We start from the raw sequence: 18,814 nt of genomic DNA, 5'->3' as shown, positions 1-18,814 counted from the left end.
CGACAACAGAAACGCGGTGACGGCATGGGATGGATAGTGGCGGTGATCGCCGTCGCCGCCGCCGTGGCGGCGATGGTCCACGCGGAGAACATGGCGCGTGCCCAACGCATCGCCGCGGCCCGCGCCGAGCTGGCCGAACGGCAGATGAAGGCCGCCGAGGCCCGTACCGCGGCCCTGACCGACGAGATCGGCCAGCTGGCCCGGGAACGGATACCCGTCGCCGCGCTCGCCCTCTCCCACCCCACCGCCAAGGTCCCCGGACTGCGGGAGGCGGCCGAGATCGACGGCGATTCCGCGCGGCTGCTCACAGAGGCGGTGCAGGCCGCGCGCACGGCCGTCCTGGAGGAGCGGGGCCGCGTCGACGCGGCCGCCCGCGCGGCGATGCGCGGCACCTCCGCCAAGATCCAGTCCCTGCTCAACCAGTCCCAGCAGCTGCTGCACGAGCTCCAGCACGAGTACGACGACCCGCGCATCCTGCAACTGGACTTCCGCAACGAACTGGCGCTGCGACGCACCCAGGCCACCGCGGTGCTCTGCGACGCCTGGCCCGGCCTCGCCCGCCAGAACTCGCCGCTCGTCGAGATCGTGCTCGGCGCCCAGTCCCGGGTCGCCGGCTACGAACGCGTCAAGGTCGCCAACCACCTGCGCGACGAACGGCTCGGCCTCGTCGCCCGTGCCGCCGAACCCCTCGCCATCGCCCTGGCCGAACTGCTGGCCAACGCCACCGCCTACTCGCACCCCGACACCGACGTCCAGGTCACCCTCCAGCAGAGCGGCGGCCGGGGAGCGTTCCTGATGGTCGACGACGCGGGCATCGGCATGGACGACGACGCGCTCGACCGGGCACGGGCCCTGGTGGCGGGCCCGCCGGAGATCCTGCTGACCGAGCTGGGCGATCCGCCGCAGACCGGCTTCGCCGTCGTCGGCAGGCTGGTGCTCCAGTACGGCTTCAACTGCCACATCGAGGAATCGCCGTTCGGCGGCATGCGCACGATCCTGCGCGTCCCCGCCCATCTGCTGACCGTGCTGGAGGACGACCACAGCCTCTCCGCGCTCGCCCCGAAGCCGGTGCGGACGCCCGCCTCGCCCACCGTTCCCGCGCCGACCGAGCAGGAGACCGCCCCCGTGCCGCAACCCGCCGGCGGACAGGCCCCCGCGCTGCCCAGCCGACGTCGTCGCACACCACGCCCGGCCCCGGCCCCGCAGGCGCCCGCCGGCGCCGCCCCGGAGCGCGAACAGGTGCCCCGTACACCCGAGCAGGCCGGGGCTTCCTGGGCGGCACTCCAGCAGGGCACCCTCAACGGCAGGAGCGTCGCCGGGCCGCCATCCGCCCCGGCACCGGACGACCACGACCACCCGGACGACCGGGACGAGCAAGGAGACGACCAGACGTGAGCGCCCCCACTTCCACCACCGGTGACCTCGCATGGGTGCTGACCCCGCTGCTGGAGCTCCCCGGAGTCCAGCACGCCGTGGTCGCCACCGGAGACGGCCTCGTCGAGGGCGCCTCACCCGGCCTGGACCGGGCCTCCGGCGAACGGGTCGCCGCCATGACCGCCACGCTGCACGCCGCGGCACGCGCCTTCACCACGGCCTTCACCGACGTCGAGGCACCGCGCCTGGCCCAGACGGTCGTCGAGTCCGACCAGGGCTTCGCCATCGTCGTACCGGCCGGGAACAACACCACACTCGCCCTGTTCGCGGAACCCGGAGCCAAGCTCGGCGACATCGCGTACCAGATGCAGGTGCAGGTCACCGCCCTGACCCGGGCGATGAACGCACCCGCCCGCCTGCCGGACACCGCCGCCCGGCCATGACCTCCGGCCCGGGGCGCCGTCTGATACCCGCCTATCTGGTCACCGGCGGCCGGACCCGGCCCGCCGGTCCCGCGCTCGACCGGCTCGACATACTCGTGCGCGCCGACACCGAACTGCCCCCGGACACCGGCTCGGAACAGCGCAGACTCTGCGAGCTGCTCGAACCGGGGGCGCTCACCGTCGTCGAGTGCGCGGCCCACCTGGACCTGCCGGTCAGCGCCACCGTCTTCCTGGCCACGGACCTCGCGGCCGCCGGACACCTGCACACCCGACCGCCCGTCCCCGCCGCCGGGGAGATCGACCGGTCGCTCGTCGAGAGGCTGCTCGTTGGACTCCGCTCCCTCCACTGACCGCACCGGCATCGGCTATCTGCCGCCCGCCGCCCGGAACCTGATGAAGATCGTCGTCACGGGTCCGTTCGGCGTCGGCAAGACCACCCTGATCCGTACGCTGTCGGAGATCGCCACGCTCCACACCGAAGAGGCGATGACCCAGTCCAGCACCCGGCTCGACGACACCGCGGGGCTGCCGGACAAGACCACGACCACCGTCGCCGTCGACTTCGGCCGGCTCACCGTCCTGGACGACCTGGTGCTCTACATGTTCGGCACCCCCGGCCAGCAGCGGTTCCTGCCGCTCTGGGAGGACATCGCGCGCGGTGCGCTCGGCGCGGTCGTCCTGGTCGACACCCGCCGGCTCGCCGACTCCTTCGCGGTCATGGACATGGTCGAGGAGCAGGGCCTGCCGTACGCGGTCGCGGTCAACCGTTTCCCCGATGCCCCCGCCCATACCGACGAGGTCCTGCGCAAACACCTCGACCTCGCCCCCGAGACCCCGCTGGTGCAGTGCGACGCCCGCGAACGCCGCGGCAGCATCGACGCCCTGATCGCGCTGGCCGAGCACGTACTCACCAAGATGCCCAGGCCCGAGGACCCGTCATGACAGCGTTCGCACAGCCGCCGGAGCCCCTCGCCCTGTACGGTCCGGAATTCGCCGCCGACCCGCAGAGCCACTACCGGCGCCTGCGCGAACACGGCCCCCTCGCGCCCGTCCGGCTCGCCCCCGGCATCGACGCCCTGCTGGTCACCGACTACCAGGCCGCCGTCGATCTGCTCCGCGACACCCACACCTTCACCAAGGACCCGCGCGCCTGGCAGGCCACCGTCCCCGAGGACTCGCCGGTCCTGCCCATGCTCGGCTACCGGCGCACCGCGCTGTTCAGCGACGGCGACGTGCACGCCCGCTACCGCGGCGCCATCAACGACAGCCTCGCACTGATCGAACCGCACGCCCTGCGGGCCGAGGTCACCCGGGTCGCGGGGCGCCTGATCGGCGAGTTCGCCGCCACCGGAAGCGCCGACCTCATCGCCCAGTACGCCCGACGGCTCCCGCTGCACGTCCTGGCCATCTGTTTCGGGGTTGAGCCGGGCGACGGCGAACGCATAGTCAACGGCATCGCCGGCATGTTCAACTCCGCCGAGAACGCCGCCGCCGCGTACGCGGACCTCGTCGAGGTCGTCACCGCGCTGGTCGCCGACCGCCGTGCCCGCCCGCGCCGCGACCTCACCTCGTACCTGCTGGGCCACCCGGCCAATCTCGACGACGACGAGACTGTGCGTCAGATCACCCTGATCATGAGCGCGGGCCACGATCCGACGACCAATCTGATCGGCAACGCGCTGCTGCACATGCTCACCGACGCCCGCTACGCCGGTTCGCTGCACGGCGGCGCGATGACGGCGCACGAGGCGGTCAACGAGGTCCTCTGGCAGAACCCGCCGCTGGCCAACCTCGCCGCACACTACCCGCGCCACGACACGGAGTTCCACGGCGTGCGGCTGCGCGCGGGACAACTCCTCCTGGTCTCCTACGCCGCGGCCAACACCCGCTCTACGCCCGGCCCTTCGGGCTCCGCGGTCCGCTCCGGGGCCGGCGCCCACCTGGCCTGGTCCGCGGGCCCGCACCGCTGCCCGGCGAAGCAGCCGGCGCTGCTCATGGCCATGACCGCGATCGAGCAGCTCACCAGCCAGCTCTGTGACGCGGAACTGGCCGTCGAGGCCAGTGCCCTGAAGTGGCGTCCGGGCCCCTTCCACCGCGCACTGTCCCGGCTTCCGGTACGGTTCACCCCCGTCGACATGAGCGCGGAGACCCACCAGCACAGGACCGCCGGGGAAGCGGCGGACGGGCCGCCGGCGGTGTCGATCGGCCCATGAACCGTGTCGGTGGTACGCCGAACGGGTGAGTGGCGAGAGAATTGCCCGATGAACAGCGAGCGCAGCCGGCGCAACGCCAACCGAAGCACAGACGGGGTGGTCCGGTGAGCAGGTACGACAGGTACGACGTCACGGACGAGCAGTGGGAGGGGCTTGCCCAGGTCGTACCTCTGCGCAGCCGCAACGAGTGGCCGTCCAGGGTGGATCACCGCACGGTTCCCGACGAGACCGAAACGGCCGAACAGCGGCGACTCGTCGTGCTGCGGGTCCAGGTCTTCGCGGACGCACGGGAGGTGGCCGAATACCTGGTTGCCCAGATTCCGGTGCTGCTCGACCTGACCAGCGCCGAGACGGATGTGGCCAAGCGCATCCTGGACTTCACCAGTGGGGTGGTCTTCGGCCTCGGCAGCGGAATGCACCGGGTCGACCGGAACGTCTTCCTGCTGTCGCCGGTCGGCATGGAGGTCGAGGGAGTCACGGCGGCGGGCCTTCCTGGTTCGTAGGGGGGTTGCCGGGGCGGGCGGTGGCAGGGGGAGTGCGAGGTGGGCGTACGAGGCGGGTGGACGTCCCCCGATCGTAGGAAGGTCGTTCAGGCGGAACGGTTCTTCTGTTGACGGCCTGCATACCGTCCGCCCATGACCGCACTCCGCCCCGAAGCCTTCCCGCTGCCGCCCACCGGTTCGACCACGCCGGACGGCACATCCCCCGACGCACGCACGCGGGTCCACCCCGCCGGGCCCGTCGTCACCGAACTGCGGCTGTCCGCCTTCGCCTCGCACCGGGGCGCCGCCTTCCCCATCGGCCCGGTCACGCTCTTCGGCGGACCGGGCGGCAGCGGCAAGTCGAGCGCGTTACGGGCGTACGAGGCGCTGGCGCGGCTGGGCGGCGGAGACCCGCTGGACGAGGTCTTCCCCGATCCGGCGGCCTGCGTACCGGAGGGGGCCGCGGCCGACGCGCAGGGCCGCCGCGGCTTCCGGATCGGCTGCACGGCGGACGGCCCGGCGGGACCGGTGCGGCTCGACGTCGCCGTCCAGGCGGAGCCCACCCTCCGCATCGTCGGTGAACGGCTGACCGGCGGCGGCGAGACCTTGCTCACCACCGCGCTGCGCGACCCGGGACGCGCCACGGTCCAGGCGGCCTGGCACACCGCGGGCGCGGTCCCGGTGACGCGGGCGCCACTGCCGGACGACCGTCTCGGCACGGCCCTGCTGCCGCTGCGGGTCGCGGGCCGGACCGAGGGGCAGTTACGGGTCCTGGCCGCCGCCGAGCAGATGGTGGTGGCCCTCCGGTCGGTCTTCGCCTGCGAACCGCAACCGCAGCGGATGCGGGCCTCCGTGCCGGCCGGTGACGGCAGGCTGCGGCGCGGCTGCGACAACCTGGCGGCGGTGCTGGAGCGTACGCGCACGCAGTGCGCGCAGCGCCATGCCCGGCTGGTCGCCGCGGCGCACGCCGGATGCGCGGGGCCGGTGACCGCACTGGGCGTCGAACGGCTCCAGGACGGTTCGCTGCGGGCGGTCCTCGGCCGGGGCGGGGGACGGGTCACCCCGGCCGGGCGGCTCGGCGACGGCGAGCTGAGGTATCTCGCCCTCGCCCTGGTGCTGCTCACCGGTCCCGGGGTGCTGGCGGTGGACGCAGCGGGAGAGGTGCCGTCGGCCATGCAGACCCTCACCGTGCTGGCCGACGGACTCGACCGTGACCTGGACGGAAGGCAGTTGCGCGAGTTGGTCTCCCTGGCCCTGTCGATCGGGGCGGCCGGGCATCTCAGGCTGGTCGGCACGGTCACGGAGCCGGGCGCGGTACGGGCCCGGGAGACGCCCGGGGTGACGGTGGTAGACCTTGAGCCGTGACTGAACTGGATGTACAGACCCTTCAGCGACGGCTCGCCGCGTTCGCGGCCGCGCGGGACTGGGAGCGGTACCACACCCCGAAGAACCTGGCGTCGGCGCTGAGCGTCGAGGCGGCCGAACTGGTCGAGATCTTCCAGTGGCTGACGCCGGAGGAGTCGGCGCGGGTGATGGAGCGGCCCGGGACCGCGCACCAGGTGACGGACGAGGTCGCGGATGTCCTCGCGTATCTGCTGCAGTTCTGCGAGGTGTTGGGGATCGACGCGCTCGCGGCCCTGTCGGAGAAGATCGACCGGAACGAGTCCCGATTCCCGGCGCCGGAGTGCCAGGAGTCCACAGAATCAGGCGATCGTCACTCTTCGGAGTGATCAACTTGCCCACAATCGATTTTGTGTCCACAGATTTCCGAATTCCTCTGGCTTTTCGGTACCGGTGACCTCACTGTGGGTAATGGATGAGGTGAGCGGCTTTTCGTACGGACGGGGGAACGCATGGAAGCGGAACGGCTTGTGGGAGTCAGCCGGCGTGCTCTGGCTCAGAGCAGGGGGACGCCGGACATCATCGCGGAGGCCTGGCAGGCGCAGGCGCTGGCCCAGGCGATCGGCAGCCGCCTGGCAGTCGACGGGCCCAAGGAGTTACGGGGCGAGGCGCGCGGGCTGAGCGAGATCGGGGGGCGGAGCAGCGGGTCGCTGGACCATCCGGCGGCGCGGGCCGGGGTGGCGCGGGCCGCGCAGCTCTCCGAGCTCGCCGAACCCCGGGCGACGCTGACGGGGCTGGGTACATTGCTCGGGGAGGTGGGGATGGCCCTGGTCGGTGTCGCCTGCGAGACCGACGAGCAGGGGCTGTACTGGCAGTGCATGGAAGCGATCGACGCGGCCGACGAGTCGATGGACCGGGTGCACGGAATGCTCCGCCGCCTCGACGAGCACGACAGGGAGCGGCAGCAGGATCTGGAGCGCGGCCGGGGGCGGGACGGTCCGTACGGAGCGCATGGCCCGTGCGGCGCGTATGGCGCGGACGGCTCGTACGGCGCGGTCGGCGGCGTCGGTGGACCGGCGGGTACGGGCGCGGTCGGCCGCGGTCGCGCGGGGCTCCGGGAGTGACCGGGCGGGGAGGCCGCGGGAGGCGGGCGAGGGGCGTCCGGAGGTGCAGGATGGACGCATGGATCTTCGAATCTTCACCGAGCCCCAGCAAGGGGCGAGCTACGACACCCTGCTCACCGTCGCCAAGGCGACCGAGGACCTCGGCTTCGACGCCTTCTACCGCTCCGACCACTACCTCCGCATGGGGCCGGGGGACGGGCTGCCCGGCCCGACCGACGCGTGGATCACCCTGGCCGGGCTGGCGCGTGAGACCAAGCGGATCCGGCTCGGCACGCTGATGACCGCGGGGACCTTCCGGCTCCCCGGCGTGCTCGCCATCCAGGTCGCGCAGGTCGACCAGATGTCCGGCGGGCGCGTCGAACTCGGCCTCGGCGCGGGCTGGTTCGAGGAGGAGCACAAGGCCTACGGCATTCCGTTCCCCAAGGAGAAGTTCGGCAGGCTGGAGGAGCAGCTGGAGATCATCACCGGGCTGTGGGCGACGGAGACCGGCAAGACGTTCAGCTTCGACGGCACCTACTACCAGCTCACCGATTCGCCCGCGCTGCCCAAGCCGGCGCAGGCCAGGGTGCCGGTGCTGATCGGTGGTCACGGTGCGACGCGTACCCCGCAACTGGCCGCACGCTACGCGGACGAGTTCAATATCCCCTTCGCGTCGCTGGAGGACAGCGAGAAGCAGTTCGGCCGGGTCAGGGAAGCGGCCAGGGCGGCCGGCCGCGAACCGGACGGCCTGGTGTACTCCAACGCCCTGGTGGTCTGCGTCGGCAGGAACGACGCAGAGGTGGCGCGCCGCGCCTCCGTCATCGGGCGTGAGGTGGCGGAGCTGAAGGCGAACGGGCTCGCGGGCTCGCCCGCCGAGGTGGTCGACAAGATCGGCCGGTACGGTGCGATCGGCTCGTCCCGGATCTACCTCCAGGTCCTGGACCTGGACGACCTGGATCACCTGGAGCTGATCTCCGCCCAGGTCCAGTCCCAGCTCGGCTGAGGACCAACGACGCAAGGAGCCACCTGTGCACCCCGACCGTACGCTCGGCAGAGCCCTCGCGGCAGGACCGGTCCTGCTCGACGGGGGGCTGTCCAACCAACTGGAGGCGCAGGGCTGCGATCTGTCCGATGCCCTGTGGTCGGCCCGGCTGCTGACCGACGGGCCGGACCAGATCGAGGCGGCCCACACCGCCTATGTGCGTGCGGGTGCGCAGGTGCTCATCACGGCCGGATACCAGGCGAGCTTCGAAGGATTTGCGCGGCGGGGGATCGGACGGGCGGAGGCGGCGGAGCTGTTCGCCCTGAGTGTCCGGCTGGCGCGGCGGGCCGCCGGTGCGGTGGAGCGGGACGTCTGGGTCGCCGCTTCGGTCGGCCCGTACGGGGCGATGCTGGCGGACGGCAGCGAGTACCGGGGCCGGTACGGGCTCACCGGCCGGGAACTGGAGCGCTTCCACCGGCCCCGGATCGAGGCGCTGGCCGCCGCCGGGCCCGATGTGCTGGCGCTGGAGACGGTGCCGGACGTCGACGAGGCCGAGGCGTTGCTGCGGGCGGTCGAGGGGTGCGGGCTGCCGGTCTGGCTCTCGTACAGCGTGGCGGGTGACCGGACCAGGGCGGGCCAGTCGCTGGAGACGGCCTTCGGGCTGGTCCGGGGGCACGACGAGGTGATGGCCGTGGGGGTGAACTGCTGCGATCCGGCTGATGCGGACCGGGCGGTGCGGGTGGCCGCCGAGGTGACCGGGAAGCCGGTCGTCGTCTACCCGAACAGCGGTGAGGGGTGGGACGCGGGGGCCCGGGGATGGGCCGGCGCCGCCACGTTCGACCCGGGCGGAGCAAGGGCCTGGCAGGACGACGGGGCCCGGCTGATCGGCGGCTGCTGCCGGGTCGGCCCGGACACCATCGCGGAACTGGCCGGGCTGCTCGGCACCGCGGGGGCCGACGGGCCGACGTGAGCGGGAGTGGGAGCGGTCCGGCCGGGCGCCGCGCCGCGGGGTCGGCCCGGAACGCCGGCCGGGCAGATGCCCGGAGCACGCGAAAATACCTGGTGGGGGGCAAGTGGAGCGGACCATACTCGGACGTGTGTTCCTGACAATCAGTACGACCGGCAACCCGGAACGTCCAGCGACCGACCTCGGCTTTCTGCTGCACAAGCATCCCGAGAAGGCGCAGACGTTCTCCACCTCCCACGGCACCGCGCATGTCTTCTACCCCGAGGCATCCGCCGAGCGCTGCACCGCGGCGCTCCTGCTGGAAGTGGATCCCGTGGCGCTGGTGCGCCGCGGCAAGGGCAAGGGCCGGGGCGGTGCTCCCGACGCGGCGCTCGCGCAGTACGTCAACGACCGCCCGTACGCGGCGTCCTCGCTGCTGTCCGTCGCCATGAGCGCGGTCTTCAAGTCCGCGCTGAACGGTGTGTGCCGCGCACTGCCCGAGCGCGCGCAGGCGCCGATGCCGCTGCGGATCGAGGTGCCCGCGCTGCCGGCCCGCGGTGGTGCGGAGCTGGTGCGCAAGCTCTTCGGGCCGCTCGGCTGGACGAGCGTGGAAGCCGTGGCCGTACCGCTGGACGAGCAGTTCCCGGAGTGGGGGGACTCCCGGTACGTACGCCTGGTGCTCGAAGGCGAGCTGCGGCTGGCGGACGCCTTGCGTCAGCTGTACGTGCTGCTGCCGGTGCTGGACGACGCCAAGCACTACTGGGTCGCACCGGACGAGGTGGACAAGCTGCTCCGGGCGGGCGAGGGCTGGCTCGCCGCCCATCCCGAGCAGAAACTGATCACCAGCCGCTATCTGTCCCGGCGCTGGGGGCTGACCCGGCAGGCGATGCAGCAGCTGGAACTGGTGCGGCTCGCGGAGTCGGACGACCTCGAAGTCGAGAGCATCGACAACGCGGTGGACGAGACGACCGACACCGAGGAGAAGCCGGTCCCGCTCGCCGAGCAGCGGCGCGCCGCCGTCCTCGAAGCGCTGCGGGCCGCCGGCGCGAGCCGGGTCCTCGACCTGGGCTGCGGCCAGGGCCAGTTGGTGCAGGCACTCCTCAAGGACGTGGCCTTCACCGAGATCGTCGGCGTCGATGTCTCCATGCGCGCCCTCACCATCGCGTCACGACGGCTGAAGCTGGACCGGATGGGAGAGCGGCAGGCAGCCAGGGTCACACTCCTGCAGGGCTCGCTCACCTACACCGACAAGCGGCTCAAGGGGTATGACGCGGCGGTGCTCAGCGAGGTGATCGAACACCTCGACCTGCCGCGGCTGCCCGCGCTGGAGTACGCCGTGTTCGGTTCGGCCCGTCCGCGGACCGTCCTCGTGACGACGCCGAACGTCGAGTACAACGTCCGATGGGAGACCCTGCCCGCCGGGCAGGTGCGCCACGGCGACCACCGGTTCGAGTGGACCAGGGCCGAATTCCGCGACTGGGCCCGGGAAGTGGCCGAGCGGCACGGATACGGAGTCGACTTCGTCCCGGTGGGGACGGACGACCCCGAGGTGGGACCGCCCACACAGATGGCCGTGTTCACGATGACCGCGGCCGACGGAACCGCGCAGCGGCGCGGGCCCCGGACCGAGAAGGAGGCGAATGCCGCATGACCAGTACCGCACGCACCCTGCCGGTGACCGATCTCTCCCTCGTGGTCCTCATCGGGGCCAGCGGCTCGGGCAAGTCCACCTTCGCCCGCAGGCACTTCAAGCCCACCCAGATCGTCTCCTCGGACTTCTGCCGCGGCCTGGTCGCCGACGACGAGAACGACCAGAGCGCCAGCCGGGACGCCTTCGACGTACTCCACTACATCGTCGGCAAGCGGCTGGCAGCCGGTCGGCTGACCGTCGTGGACGCCACCAGCGTCCAGTCCGAGAGCCGCAAGCAGCTGGTCCAGCTGGCCAGGAGCCATGACGTGCTGCCCATCGCGATCGTCCTCGACCTGCCCGAAGAGGTCTGCATCGCGCGCAACGCGGCCCGCCCCGACCGCGCCGACATGCCGCGCCATGTCATCCAGCGCCACCGCCGCGAACTGCGCCGTTCGTTGCGGGGCCTGGAGCGCGAGGGCTTCCGCAAGGTGCACATCCTGCGCACCGAGGAAGAGGCCGAGCACGCCGAAGTGGTGCTGGAGCGCCGCTACAACGACCTGCGCCACCTCACCGGCCCCTTCGACATCATCGGCGACATCCACGGTTGCAGCTCCGAGCTGGAGTCCCTGCTCGGCAAGCTCGGCTACGTCGACGGCGCGCACCCCGAAGGTCGTACGGCGGTCTTCGTCGGCGACCTCGTGGACCGCGGCCCCGACAGCCCCGGAGTGCTGCGCCGCGTCATGGCCATGGTGTCGGCGGGCAACGCTCTGTGCGTACCGGGCAACCACGAGAACAAGCTCGGCCGTTACCTCAAGGGCCGCAACGTCCAGCACACCCATGGACTTGCCGAGACCATCGAGCAGCTGGACCGGGAGGACGAGAAGGACCCGGCCTTCCGCGAGCAGGTGCGGGAGTTCATCGACGGGCTCGTCAGCCACTACGTGCTCGACGACGGCAAGCTCGTCGTCTGCCACGCCGGCCTGCCCGAGAAGTACCACGGCCGCACCTCCGGACGGGTCCGCTCGCACGCCCTGTACGGGGACACCACCGGCGAGACCGACGAGTTCGGCCTGCCCGTGCGCTACCCCTGGGCGGAGGAGTACCGCGGCAGTGCCGCCGTGGTCTACGGCCACACCCCGGTGCCCAACACCTCCTGGATCAACAACACCATCTGCCTGGACACCGGGGCGGTCTTCGGCGGGAAGATGACCGCGCTGCGCTGGCCGGAGCGCGAACTCGTCGACGTGCCGGCCGAGCGGGTCTGGTACGAGCCGACCAAGCCGCTGGCCACGGAGGCACCCGGTGGCCGGGAGGGACGGCCGCTCGACCTGGCCGATGTGCAGGGCCGGCGGATCGTCGAGACCCGGCACATGGGCCGCATCGCGGTCCGTGAGGAGAACGCCGCCGCCGCGCTCGAAGTCATGAGCCGGTTCGCCGTCGACCCCCAGCTGCTCGGTTACCTCCCGCCGACCATGGCGCCCACCGCCGCCTCGCGCGAGGACGGCTATCTGGAGTACCCGGCCGAGGCCTTCGAGCAGTACCGGGCGGACGGCGTCACCGAGGTCGTGTGCGAGGAGAAGCACATGGGATCGCGTGCGGTGGCCCTGGTCTGCCGGGACGCGGCCGCCGCCCGTGAGCGGTTCGGCGCCGGGGGCACCTCCGGTGGAGCGAGTGGTCCGACCGGGGCGCTGTACACCCGTACCGGACGGCCCTTCCTCGACGACGCCGCACTCACCGAGGTGATCCTCGGCAGGCTGCGCACCGCCGTCGCCGCCGCCGGGCTCTGGGAGGAGTGGGGCACCGACTGGGTGCTGCTCGACGCCGAGCTGATGCCCTGGTCCCTCAAGGCGGCCGGGCTGCTGCGCTCGCAGTACGCCGCCGTCGGTGCCGCGTCCGGTGCCGTCCTCCCGGAGGCCAACGCGGCCCTCGCGGCGGCGGCCGCCCGAGGGGTGGACGTCGGTCCGCTCGCGGAGCGCCAGCAGGGGCGGGCCGAGGACGCCGCCGCGTTCACCGAGGCGTACCGCCGGTACTGCTGGTCCACCCAGGGCCTGGACGGGGTGCGGCTCGCGCCGTTCCAGATCCTCGCCGTGCAGGGCCGCTCGCTGGCCGCCGTACCGCACGACGAGCAGCTGGCCTGGCTCGACCGGCTGGTCGAGCACGACCCGACCGGGCTCCTCCAGGTCACCCGCCGGCTCGTCGTCGACACCGGGGACGAGGCATCGGTGCGCGCCGGTGTCGACTGGTGGCTGGAGATGACCGGGCGCGGCGGCGAGGGCATGGTCGTCAAGCCGCTCGCCGCGCTGGTACGGGACGGCAAGGGCAGGCTGGTCCAGCCGGGCATCAAGGTGCGCGGCCGGGAGTACCTGCGGATCATCTACGGCCCCGAGTACACCCGCCCGGAGAACCTGGAACGGCTGCGCGGACGGTTCCTCGGGCACAAGCGGTCGCTGGCGCTGAGGGAGTACGCGCTGGGGCTCGAAGCGCTGGACCGGCTGGCCGACGGTGAGCCGCTGTGGCGGGTCCACGAGGCGGTGTTCGCGGTGCTGGCCCTGGAGTCGGAGCCGGTCGACCCGCGGCTCTGAGGCGAGGCGCGAAGGCGGCTTGGTATCGCCGGTGGGTTGTGCGGAGCGATCGCCGGTGGGTCGTGCGGAGCGATCAACGCAGAACCCACTGGCGATTCGCAGGGTTCACCGGCCCGCGCACGGTGAGGATGGAGGCATGGGATTCCATGTCGACTCCGAGGCCGGGCGGCTGCGCCGCGTCATCCTGCACCGCCCCGATCTGGAACTGAAGAGGCTCACCCCCAGCAACAAGGACGCGCTCCTCTTCGACGACGTGCTCTGGGTGCGCCGGGCCCGCCAGGAGCACGACGGCTTCGCGGACGTGCTGCGCGACCGCGGCGTGGAGGTGCACCTCTTCGGTGATCTGCTCCGCGAGTCGCTGGACATCCCGGTGGCCAGACGGCTCGTGCTGGACCGGGTCTTCGAGGAGAAGGAGTACGGACCGCTCGCCACCGAGCATCTGCGGGCCGCCTTCGAGGAGTTGCCCAGCGCGGAGCTGGCCGACGCGCTCGTCGGCGGCATGACCAAGCGGGAGTTCCTGGCAGGTCACGGCGAGCCGGTCTCCGTCCGCTTCCACGTCATGGACCTGGACGACTTCCTGCTGGACCCGCTGCCGAACCACCTCTTCACCCGGGACACCTCGGCCTGGATATACGACGGGGTGTCCATCAACGCGATGCGCTGGCCGGCCCGGCAGCGCGAGACGGTCCACTTCGAGGCGATCTACCGCCACCACCCCCTGTTCACCGGGCCCGAAGCGGGCGCCTTCCACCACTGGTCCCAGGGGCAGGACGACTATCCGTCCACCATCGAGGGCGGCGACGTCCTGGTCATCGGCCACGGCGCCGTCCTCATCGGGATGAGCGAGCGAACCACCCCGCAGGCGGTGGAGATGCTGGCCCGCGGGCTGTTCGACGCCGGCTCGGCCCACACGATCGTGGCGCTCGACATGCCCAAGCGCCGCGCGTTCATGCACCTCGACACCGTGATGACGATGGTCGACGGCGACACCTTCACCAAGTACGCCGGCCTGGGCATGCTCCGCTCGTACACCATCGAGCCCGGCGCGGGGCCCCGGGACCTGAAGGTCACCGACCATCCGCCCGAGCACATGCACCAGGCGATCGCGCACTCCCTGGGGCTGGAGTCGATCCGGGTCCTCACCGCCACCCAGGACGTGCACGCCGCCGAGCGCGAGCAGTGGGACGACGGCTGCAATGTCCTGGCCGTCGAGCCGGGTGTCGTCGTCGCGTACGAGCGCAACGCCACCACCAACACCTTTCTGCGCAAGGAGGGCATCGAGGTCATCGAGATCCGGGGCAGCGAACTCGGCCGGGGCCGGGGCGGCCCCCGCTGCATGAGCTGTCCGGTGGTGCGCGACCCGGTGTAGGGGGTGGGACGGGCGCAGGCGCGAAGCGACCCGCACCGTATAGCGATGCATGGTGTCGTATAGACTTCCAGAATCGTTGTACGTGCGATCCTCGCCCGACCCAGGAGCTGTCCCATGGCCATAGACCTCACAGGCCGCCACTTCCTCAAGGAGCTGGACTTCACGGCCGAGGAGTTCCGCGGCCTGATCGAGCTCGCGGCCGAGCTCAAGAGCGCCAAGAAGTCGGGGACCGAGGAGCAGCGGCTGCGCGGCAAGAACATCGCGCTGATCTTCGAGAAGACCTCGACCCGCACCCGCTGTGCCTTCGAGGTGGCCGCCGCCGACCAGGGCGCGTCCACGACCTATCTGGACCCCTCCGGCTCCCAGCTGGGGCACAAGGAGTCGGTGAAGGACACGGCCCGCGTTCTCGGCCGGATGTTCGACGGCATCGAGTACCGCGGTGACAGCCAGGCGGCCGTGGAGGAGCTGGCCGCCCACGGCGGCGTGCCGGTCTTCAACGGGCTCACCGACGACTGGCACCCCACCCAGATGCTCGCCGACGTCCTCACCATGACCGAGCACAGCGACAAGCCGCTGGAGCGGATCGCCTTCGCCTACCTCGGCGACGCCCGGTTCAACATGGGCAACTCCTATCTGATCACCGGCGCCCTGCTGGGCATGGACGTCCGGATCGTCGCACCGAAGGCGTACTGGCCCGCCGAACGGATCGTCGCCGAGGCCCACCGGCTGGCCGACGCGAGCGGTGCGACCGTCACCCTCACCGAGGACATCGCCGAGGGCGTCAAGGGTGCCGACTTCGTCGCCACCGACGTCTGGGTCTCCATGGGTGAGCCCAAGGAGGTGTGGGCCGAGCGCATCGAGGCCCTGGCGCCGTACAGCGTGACCATGGACGTGCTCCGCGCCACCGGCAACGCCGACGTGAAGTTCCTGCACTGCCTCCCGGCCTACCACGACCTGGGCACCGGGATCGGGCGGCAGATCGAGGCCGACTACGGGCTGACGGAGCTGGAGGTCACCGACGAGGTCTTCGAGTCGGCGCACTCGGTCGTCTTCGACGAGGCGGAGAACCGGATGCACACGATCAAGGCCGTTCTGGTGGCGACCATGGCGCCGCCGGCGGGCAAGGGTTGATCGCTGCATGGGCCTACGCCCGATTCGCTGCATGGGCATGCGCCCGATTGGGTGAACATGCGTGAAGGCGACTAATATGTCGCTCCTTGGTGGGGTTCGAGCTCGCACGCTCGAACCCCATTTTTTTCTGTGCGTCACCGGAGCCCCCACAGTCCCGGGCGCACGCCCCCCACATGCTCCACCAGAGAAGAGACCATCCCCGTGAGTCCGCTGTGCCCACCGAGGCCCCCGCACCCGTCCGGGCCGCGCATCAAGAGCCCCCACCAGCTGATCGCCGAGTCCGGCGCCGACCTGGAGGGGCACGGCCTCAAGCGCACCATGGGGCTCTTCCAGCTGGTGTGCTTCGGTATCGGCGCCGTGGTCGGGACCGGTATCTTCGTCGGCCTCTCCGACTCCGTCGCCGAGGCGGGTCCCGCGGTCGTGCTCTCCTTCGTGCTGGCCGCGATCACCTGCATCTTCACCGCGTTCTCCTTCGCCGAGCTGGGCAGCGCCATCCCGGTCTCCGGCAGCTCCTACTCCTTCGCCTACGCGACCCTCGGTGAACGCGTCGCGTTCCTCGTCGGCTGGTGCCTGCTGCTGGAGTACGGCGTCTCGCTCTCCGCGGTCGCCGTCGGCTGGAGCCAGTACGTCAACGAACTGCTGGACAGCCTGTTCGGCGTGCAGCTGCCGGCCGCCCTCTCGGCGGGACCCGGTGACGGCGGCGTGATCAATCTGCCCGCCGTCCTGGTGGTCATGATGGCCGCGACGCTGCTGGCGCGCGGCGTGCGGGAGAGTGCCGGGGCCACCGCCGCGATGGCGGTCCTCAAGATCACCATCCTGGTCGCGTTCTGCGTCATCGCCTTCACGGCCTTCGAGCACGGCAACCTCACGCCGTTCTTCGCCCAGGGCGCGGGCGGGGTCACGGCCGGTGCGTCACTGGCGTTCTTCTCGTACATCGGCTTCGACGCCATCACCACGGCGGGCGAAGAGGTCAGGAACCCGCGGCGGAACATCCCGATCGCGATCATGGTCTGCATCGGGCTGGTCACCCTGCTGTACTGCGCGGTCGCGCTCGCCGCCATCGGCGCGCTGGGGCCGAAGGCCGTGGCCGACCAGCCCGCGGCGCTCTCGATCGTCGTCGACCAGGTCACCGACTCGACCGTGGGCGGCGGGATCATCGCCTTCGGCGCGGTCGTCGCGATCGCGTCCGTCGTGCTCGCGGCGATGTACGGGCAGACCCGCATCCTGATGTCGATGTCGCGGGACGGACTGATCCCGCGGGTCTTCGAGCGGGTCTCCCCGCGCACGGCGACGCCGGTCGCCAACACCTGGATCGTGGCGTCGGTCTTCGCGGTCCCGGCGGCCTTCTCGTCGCTGGACGTGGTGGTGAACCTGACGACCATCGGCGCACTGGCCACCATGGTCGCGGTGAACCTCGCGGTGATCGTGCTGCGGCGCCGCAACCCGGAGGTGAAGGGATCGTTCCGGGTGCCGCTCTATCCACTGAGCCCGCTCCTGGGCGTCGGCTTCTGCCTCTATCTGATGTACGGGACGGGCTGGGCGACCTGGGTCCAGTTCGCGGTCTTCCTGGCCGTCGGCTCGGCGGTGTACGCCTTCTACGGCCGCAGCCGCTCCCGGCTGGCCGGCGCCGGAGCGACCGGCTGAGGGCGGCCCTTCAGCTCTGAGGCGTGAGGGACGGCAGGGTGAACCACACCGCCTTGCCGCGCTCCGTCGTGCGGTGTCCGCAGGACGAGCTGAGCGTACGGATCAGCAGCAGGCCCCGGCCGTGCTCCTGCCAGGGGTCCGGTTCGCCGCCGGGCGGGGGGAAGGACAGGCCGGACGGCGGGGCGGGGTCGCGGTCGTGGACCTCGACCTGGAAGCCGGTCGGCAGGAGTTCCACCACCAGCTCGATGGGCTCGTCGCTCCGGGTGTGCTCGACCGCGTTGGCGACCAGCTCCGCGGTGAGGAGCTCGGCGGTGTCGCTGTCGGCCGGTGCGTCGATGTCCGCGAGTGCGGTACGGATCAGGGCGCGGGCGATCGGCACGGCCGCCGTCGAGTGCGGCAGGGCGATCCGCCAGGAGGCGGGAAGGGGGACATCGGGGGGCACGGCATGGTTTCCGTTCCGGGGTGGGGGCGGGTTCACGGATGCGGACTCTTCGGCGGTCCGCACGGATGCGGGCGGATTCTCCGGCGGTCCGCACGGATGCGGGACTTTCTGGCGGTCAAGACTTCTCCGTTTCAACCTTACGAACCGCAACGACACAGACAAGGGCCTGCCGACCGGTATGAAAGGGACGTTGGCCACTGCGTTCTCACACTCCACGTATTGCGTGCTCGTGACGGAAGTCACGTACGAGTGATAAGTTCGAGGGCAGGTAGCGGCCCGACGGCTGAAGGGGAGCCCCCTCCATGAGCCCGTTTCCCAGCTCCGCCCCGCACACGGACGACTGGCGCCATCTGCGGCTGACGACGGACGACGGGGTCGCCACCGTCACGCTCGCCCGGCCCGAGAAACTCAACGCGCTCACCTTCGGTGCCTACGCCGACCTGCGCGATCTGCTCGCCGAACTGTCCCGCGAACGCAGCGTGCGTGCCCTGGTGCTCGCGGGGGAGGGCCGAGGATTCTGCTCCGGCGGAGATGTCGACGACATCATCGGCGCGACACTCGCGATGGACACCGCCCAGCTCCTCGATTTCAACCGCATGACCGGGCAGGTGGTGCGGGCCCTCCGTGAGACCCCCTTCCCCGTCATCGCCGCCGTACACGGGGTGGCGGCGGGCGCGGGGGCCGTTCTCGCGCTGGCCGCCGACTTCCGGGTCGCCGATCCGTCGGCCCGTTTCGCCTTCCTGTTCACCAGGGTCGGCCTCTCCGGCGGCGACATGGGAGCCGCCTACCTGCTGCCACGCGTCGTCGGCCTCGGCCATGCCACCCGGCTGCTGATGCTCGGCGAACCGGTCCGGGCACCCGAAGCGGAACGGATCGGGCTGATCAGCGAGCTGACCGACGAGGGTCAGGCGGACGTACGCGCGGCGGCGCTCGCCCGCCGCCTCGCCGACGGACCCGCCCTCGCCCTCGCCCAGACCAAGGCCCTGCTCACCGCCGAACTCGACATGCCGCTCGCCGCCGCGGTCGAGATGGACGCCGCCACCCAGGCCCTGCTGATGCACGGCGAGGACTACGCCGAATTCCATGCCGCCTTCACCGAGAAGCGGCCTCCGAAGTGGCGGGGCAGGTAGCG

The 18,814-nt window shown here is 71.5% G+C and carries 18 protein-coding genes; 17 read left to right on the top strand and 1 reads right to left on the bottom strand.

Annotation, left to right across the window (positions count from 1 at the left end):
* Positions 1-24: 24 nt before the first annotated feature.
* The 16 genes from OG842_RS09285 (at position 25) to OG842_RS09210 (ending at position 17,240) form a co-directional block, all read left to right on the top strand.
* Positions 25-1,395: an ATP-binding protein gene (locus OG842_RS09285; protein ID WP_266729169.1), complete on the top strand. Its 1,371-nt coding sequence runs from the start codon at positions 25-27 to the stop codon at positions 1,393-1,395.
* Positions 1,392-1,817, top strand: a complete 426-nt coding sequence (locus OG842_RS09280; protein WP_266729168.1) for a roadblock/LC7 domain-containing protein — start codon at positions 1,392-1,394, stop codon at positions 1,815-1,817. The genes OG842_RS09285 and OG842_RS09280 overlap by 4 nt, the downstream gene beginning before the upstream one ends.
* Positions 1,814-2,167: a DUF742 domain-containing protein gene (locus tag OG842_RS09275; RefSeq protein ID WP_266729167.1), complete on the top strand. Its 354-nt coding sequence runs from the start codon at positions 1,814-1,816 to the stop codon at positions 2,165-2,167. Before OG842_RS09280 ends, OG842_RS09275 begins: the two co-directional genes overlap by 4 nt.
* On the top strand, positions 2,145-2,759 hold the full coding sequence (locus OG842_RS09270; RefSeq protein WP_266729166.1) for a GTP-binding protein: 615 nt from the start codon (positions 2,145-2,147) through the stop codon (positions 2,757-2,759). The genes OG842_RS09275 and OG842_RS09270 overlap by 23 nt, the downstream gene beginning before the upstream one ends.
* The gene (locus tag OG842_RS09265) at positions 2,756-4,030 is read left to right on the top strand and encodes a cytochrome P450 (RefSeq protein ID WP_266729165.1); all 1,275 of its coding nucleotides are present in this window, start codon (positions 2,756-2,758) and stop codon (positions 4,028-4,030) included. Before OG842_RS09270 ends, OG842_RS09265 begins: the two co-directional genes overlap by 4 nt.
* A 104-nt stretch (positions 4,031-4,134) precedes the next feature.
* On the top strand, positions 4,135-4,533 hold the full coding sequence (locus OG842_RS09260) for a cell division protein SepF (RefSeq protein ID WP_266729164.1): 399 nt from the start codon (positions 4,135-4,137) through the stop codon (positions 4,531-4,533).
* 132 nt (positions 4,534-4,665) lie between these two features.
* On the top strand, positions 4,666-5,877 hold the full coding sequence (locus tag OG842_RS09255; protein WP_266729163.1) for an ATP-binding protein: 1,212 nt from the start codon (positions 4,666-4,668) through the stop codon (positions 5,875-5,877).
* On the top strand, positions 5,874-6,242 hold the full coding sequence (locus OG842_RS09250; RefSeq protein ID WP_266729162.1) for a nucleotide pyrophosphohydrolase: 369 nt from the start codon (positions 5,874-5,876) through the stop codon (positions 6,240-6,242). The genes OG842_RS09255 and OG842_RS09250 overlap by 4 nt, the downstream gene beginning before the upstream one ends.
* 123 nt (positions 6,243-6,365) lie before the next feature.
* Positions 6,366-6,977: a DUF6099 family protein gene (locus OG842_RS09245; protein WP_266729161.1), complete on the top strand. Its 612-nt coding sequence runs from the start codon at positions 6,366-6,368 to the stop codon at positions 6,975-6,977.
* 58 nt (positions 6,978-7,035) lie between these two features.
* Complete coding sequence (locus OG842_RS09240; protein ID WP_266729160.1) at positions 7,036-7,959, top strand: LLM class F420-dependent oxidoreductase; 924 nt, start codon at positions 7,036-7,038, stop codon at positions 7,957-7,959.
* Between the two features lie 25 nt (positions 7,960-7,984).
* Entirely contained in the window at positions 7,985-8,908 is a 924-nt protein-coding gene (mmuM, locus tag OG842_RS09235) for a homocysteine S-methyltransferase (protein WP_266729159.1), read from the top strand.
* Positions 8,909-9,035: 127 nt separating this feature from the next.
* A complete protein-coding gene (locus OG842_RS09230; protein ID WP_266729158.1) occupies positions 9,036-10,535 on the top strand; it encodes a 3' terminal RNA ribose 2'-O-methyltransferase Hen1 in 1,500 nt (499 codons plus the stop codon).
* Positions 10,532-13,096 carry a polynucleotide kinase-phosphatase gene (locus tag OG842_RS09225; protein WP_266729157.1) on the top strand — a complete coding sequence of 855 codons (2,565 nt, stop codon included), beginning with the start codon at positions 10,532-10,534 and terminating at the stop codon, positions 13,094-13,096. Before OG842_RS09230 ends, OG842_RS09225 begins: the two co-directional genes overlap by 4 nt.
* A gap of 136 nt (positions 13,097-13,232) precedes the next feature.
* Complete coding sequence (locus tag OG842_RS09220) at positions 13,233-14,465, top strand: arginine deiminase (RefSeq protein ID WP_266729156.1); 1,233 nt, start codon at positions 13,233-13,235, stop codon at positions 14,463-14,465.
* A 114-nt stretch (positions 14,466-14,579) separates the two neighbouring features.
* The gene (gene argF, locus OG842_RS09215; RefSeq protein ID WP_266729155.1) at positions 14,580-15,596 is read left to right on the top strand and encodes an ornithine carbamoyltransferase; all 1,017 of its coding nucleotides are present in this window, start codon (positions 14,580-14,582) and stop codon (positions 15,594-15,596) included.
* Positions 15,597-15,797: 201 nt separating this feature from the next.
* Positions 15,798-17,240 (top strand): amino acid permease, encoded by a 1,443-nt coding sequence (locus tag OG842_RS09210; protein WP_328512186.1) that lies wholly within the window; start codon positions 15,798-15,800, stop codon positions 17,238-17,240.
* Positions 17,241-17,250: 10 nt separating this feature from the next.
* On the opposite strand, the gene OG842_RS09205 is transcribed toward OG842_RS09210, so the two are convergent.
* Positions 17,251-17,682 (bottom strand): ATP-binding protein, encoded by a 432-nt coding sequence (locus tag OG842_RS09205; protein WP_266729153.1) that lies wholly within the window; start codon positions 17,680-17,682, stop codon positions 17,251-17,253.
* 302 nt (positions 17,683-17,984) lie between these two features.
* Between OG842_RS09205 and OG842_RS09200 the strand changes: the two genes are divergently transcribed.
* Positions 17,985-18,812 (top strand): enoyl-CoA hydratase family protein, encoded by an 828-nt coding sequence (locus OG842_RS09200; protein ID WP_266729152.1) that lies wholly within the window; start codon positions 17,985-17,987, stop codon positions 18,810-18,812.
* Positions 18,813-18,814: the final 2 nt, after the last annotated feature.

Origin of the sequence: Streptomyces sp. NBC_00376, from assembly GCF_036077095.1 — a bacterium.
Taxonomy (GTDB): domain Bacteria; phylum Actinomycetota; class Actinomycetes; order Streptomycetales; family Streptomycetaceae; genus Streptomyces.
The sequence above is the reverse complement of the archived record's forward strand: the minus strand, read 5'-3'. Positions and strand labels throughout refer to the sequence as shown.

Bases quoted from the DNA above. Each gene is read 5' to 3' on its own strand.
- OG842_RS09285 (WP_266729169.1), top strand. From the start codon at position 25: ATGGGATGGATAGTGGCGGTGATCGCCGTCGCCGCCGCCGTGGCGGCG.
- OG842_RS09200 (WP_266729152.1), top strand. From the start codon at position 17,985: ATGAGCCCGTTTCCCAGCTCCGCCCCGCACACGGACGACTGGCGCCAT.
- argF (WP_266729155.1), top strand. From the start codon at position 14,580: ATGGCCATAGACCTCACAGGCCGCCACTTCCTCAAGGAGCTGGACTTC.
- OG842_RS09245 (WP_266729161.1), top strand. From the start codon at position 6,366: ATGGAAGCGGAACGGCTTGTGGGAGTCAGCCGGCGTGCTCTGGCTCAG.
- OG842_RS09265 (WP_266729165.1), top strand. From the start codon at position 2,756: ATGACAGCGTTCGCACAGCCGCCGGAGCCCCTCGCCCTGTACGGTCCG.
- OG842_RS09275 (WP_266729167.1), top strand. From the start codon at position 1,814: ATGACCTCCGGCCCGGGGCGCCGTCTGATACCCGCCTATCTGGTCACC.
- OG842_RS09240 (WP_266729160.1), top strand. From the start codon at position 7,036: ATGGATCTTCGAATCTTCACCGAGCCCCAGCAAGGGGCGAGCTACGAC.
- OG842_RS09220 (WP_266729156.1), top strand. From the start codon at position 13,233: ATGGGATTCCATGTCGACTCCGAGGCCGGGCGGCTGCGCCGCGTCATC.
- OG842_RS09255 (WP_266729163.1), top strand. From the start codon at position 4,666: ATGACCGCACTCCGCCCCGAAGCCTTCCCGCTGCCGCCCACCGGTTCG.
- OG842_RS09225 (WP_266729157.1), top strand. From the start codon at position 10,532: ATGACCAGTACCGCACGCACCCTGCCGGTGACCGATCTCTCCCTCGTG.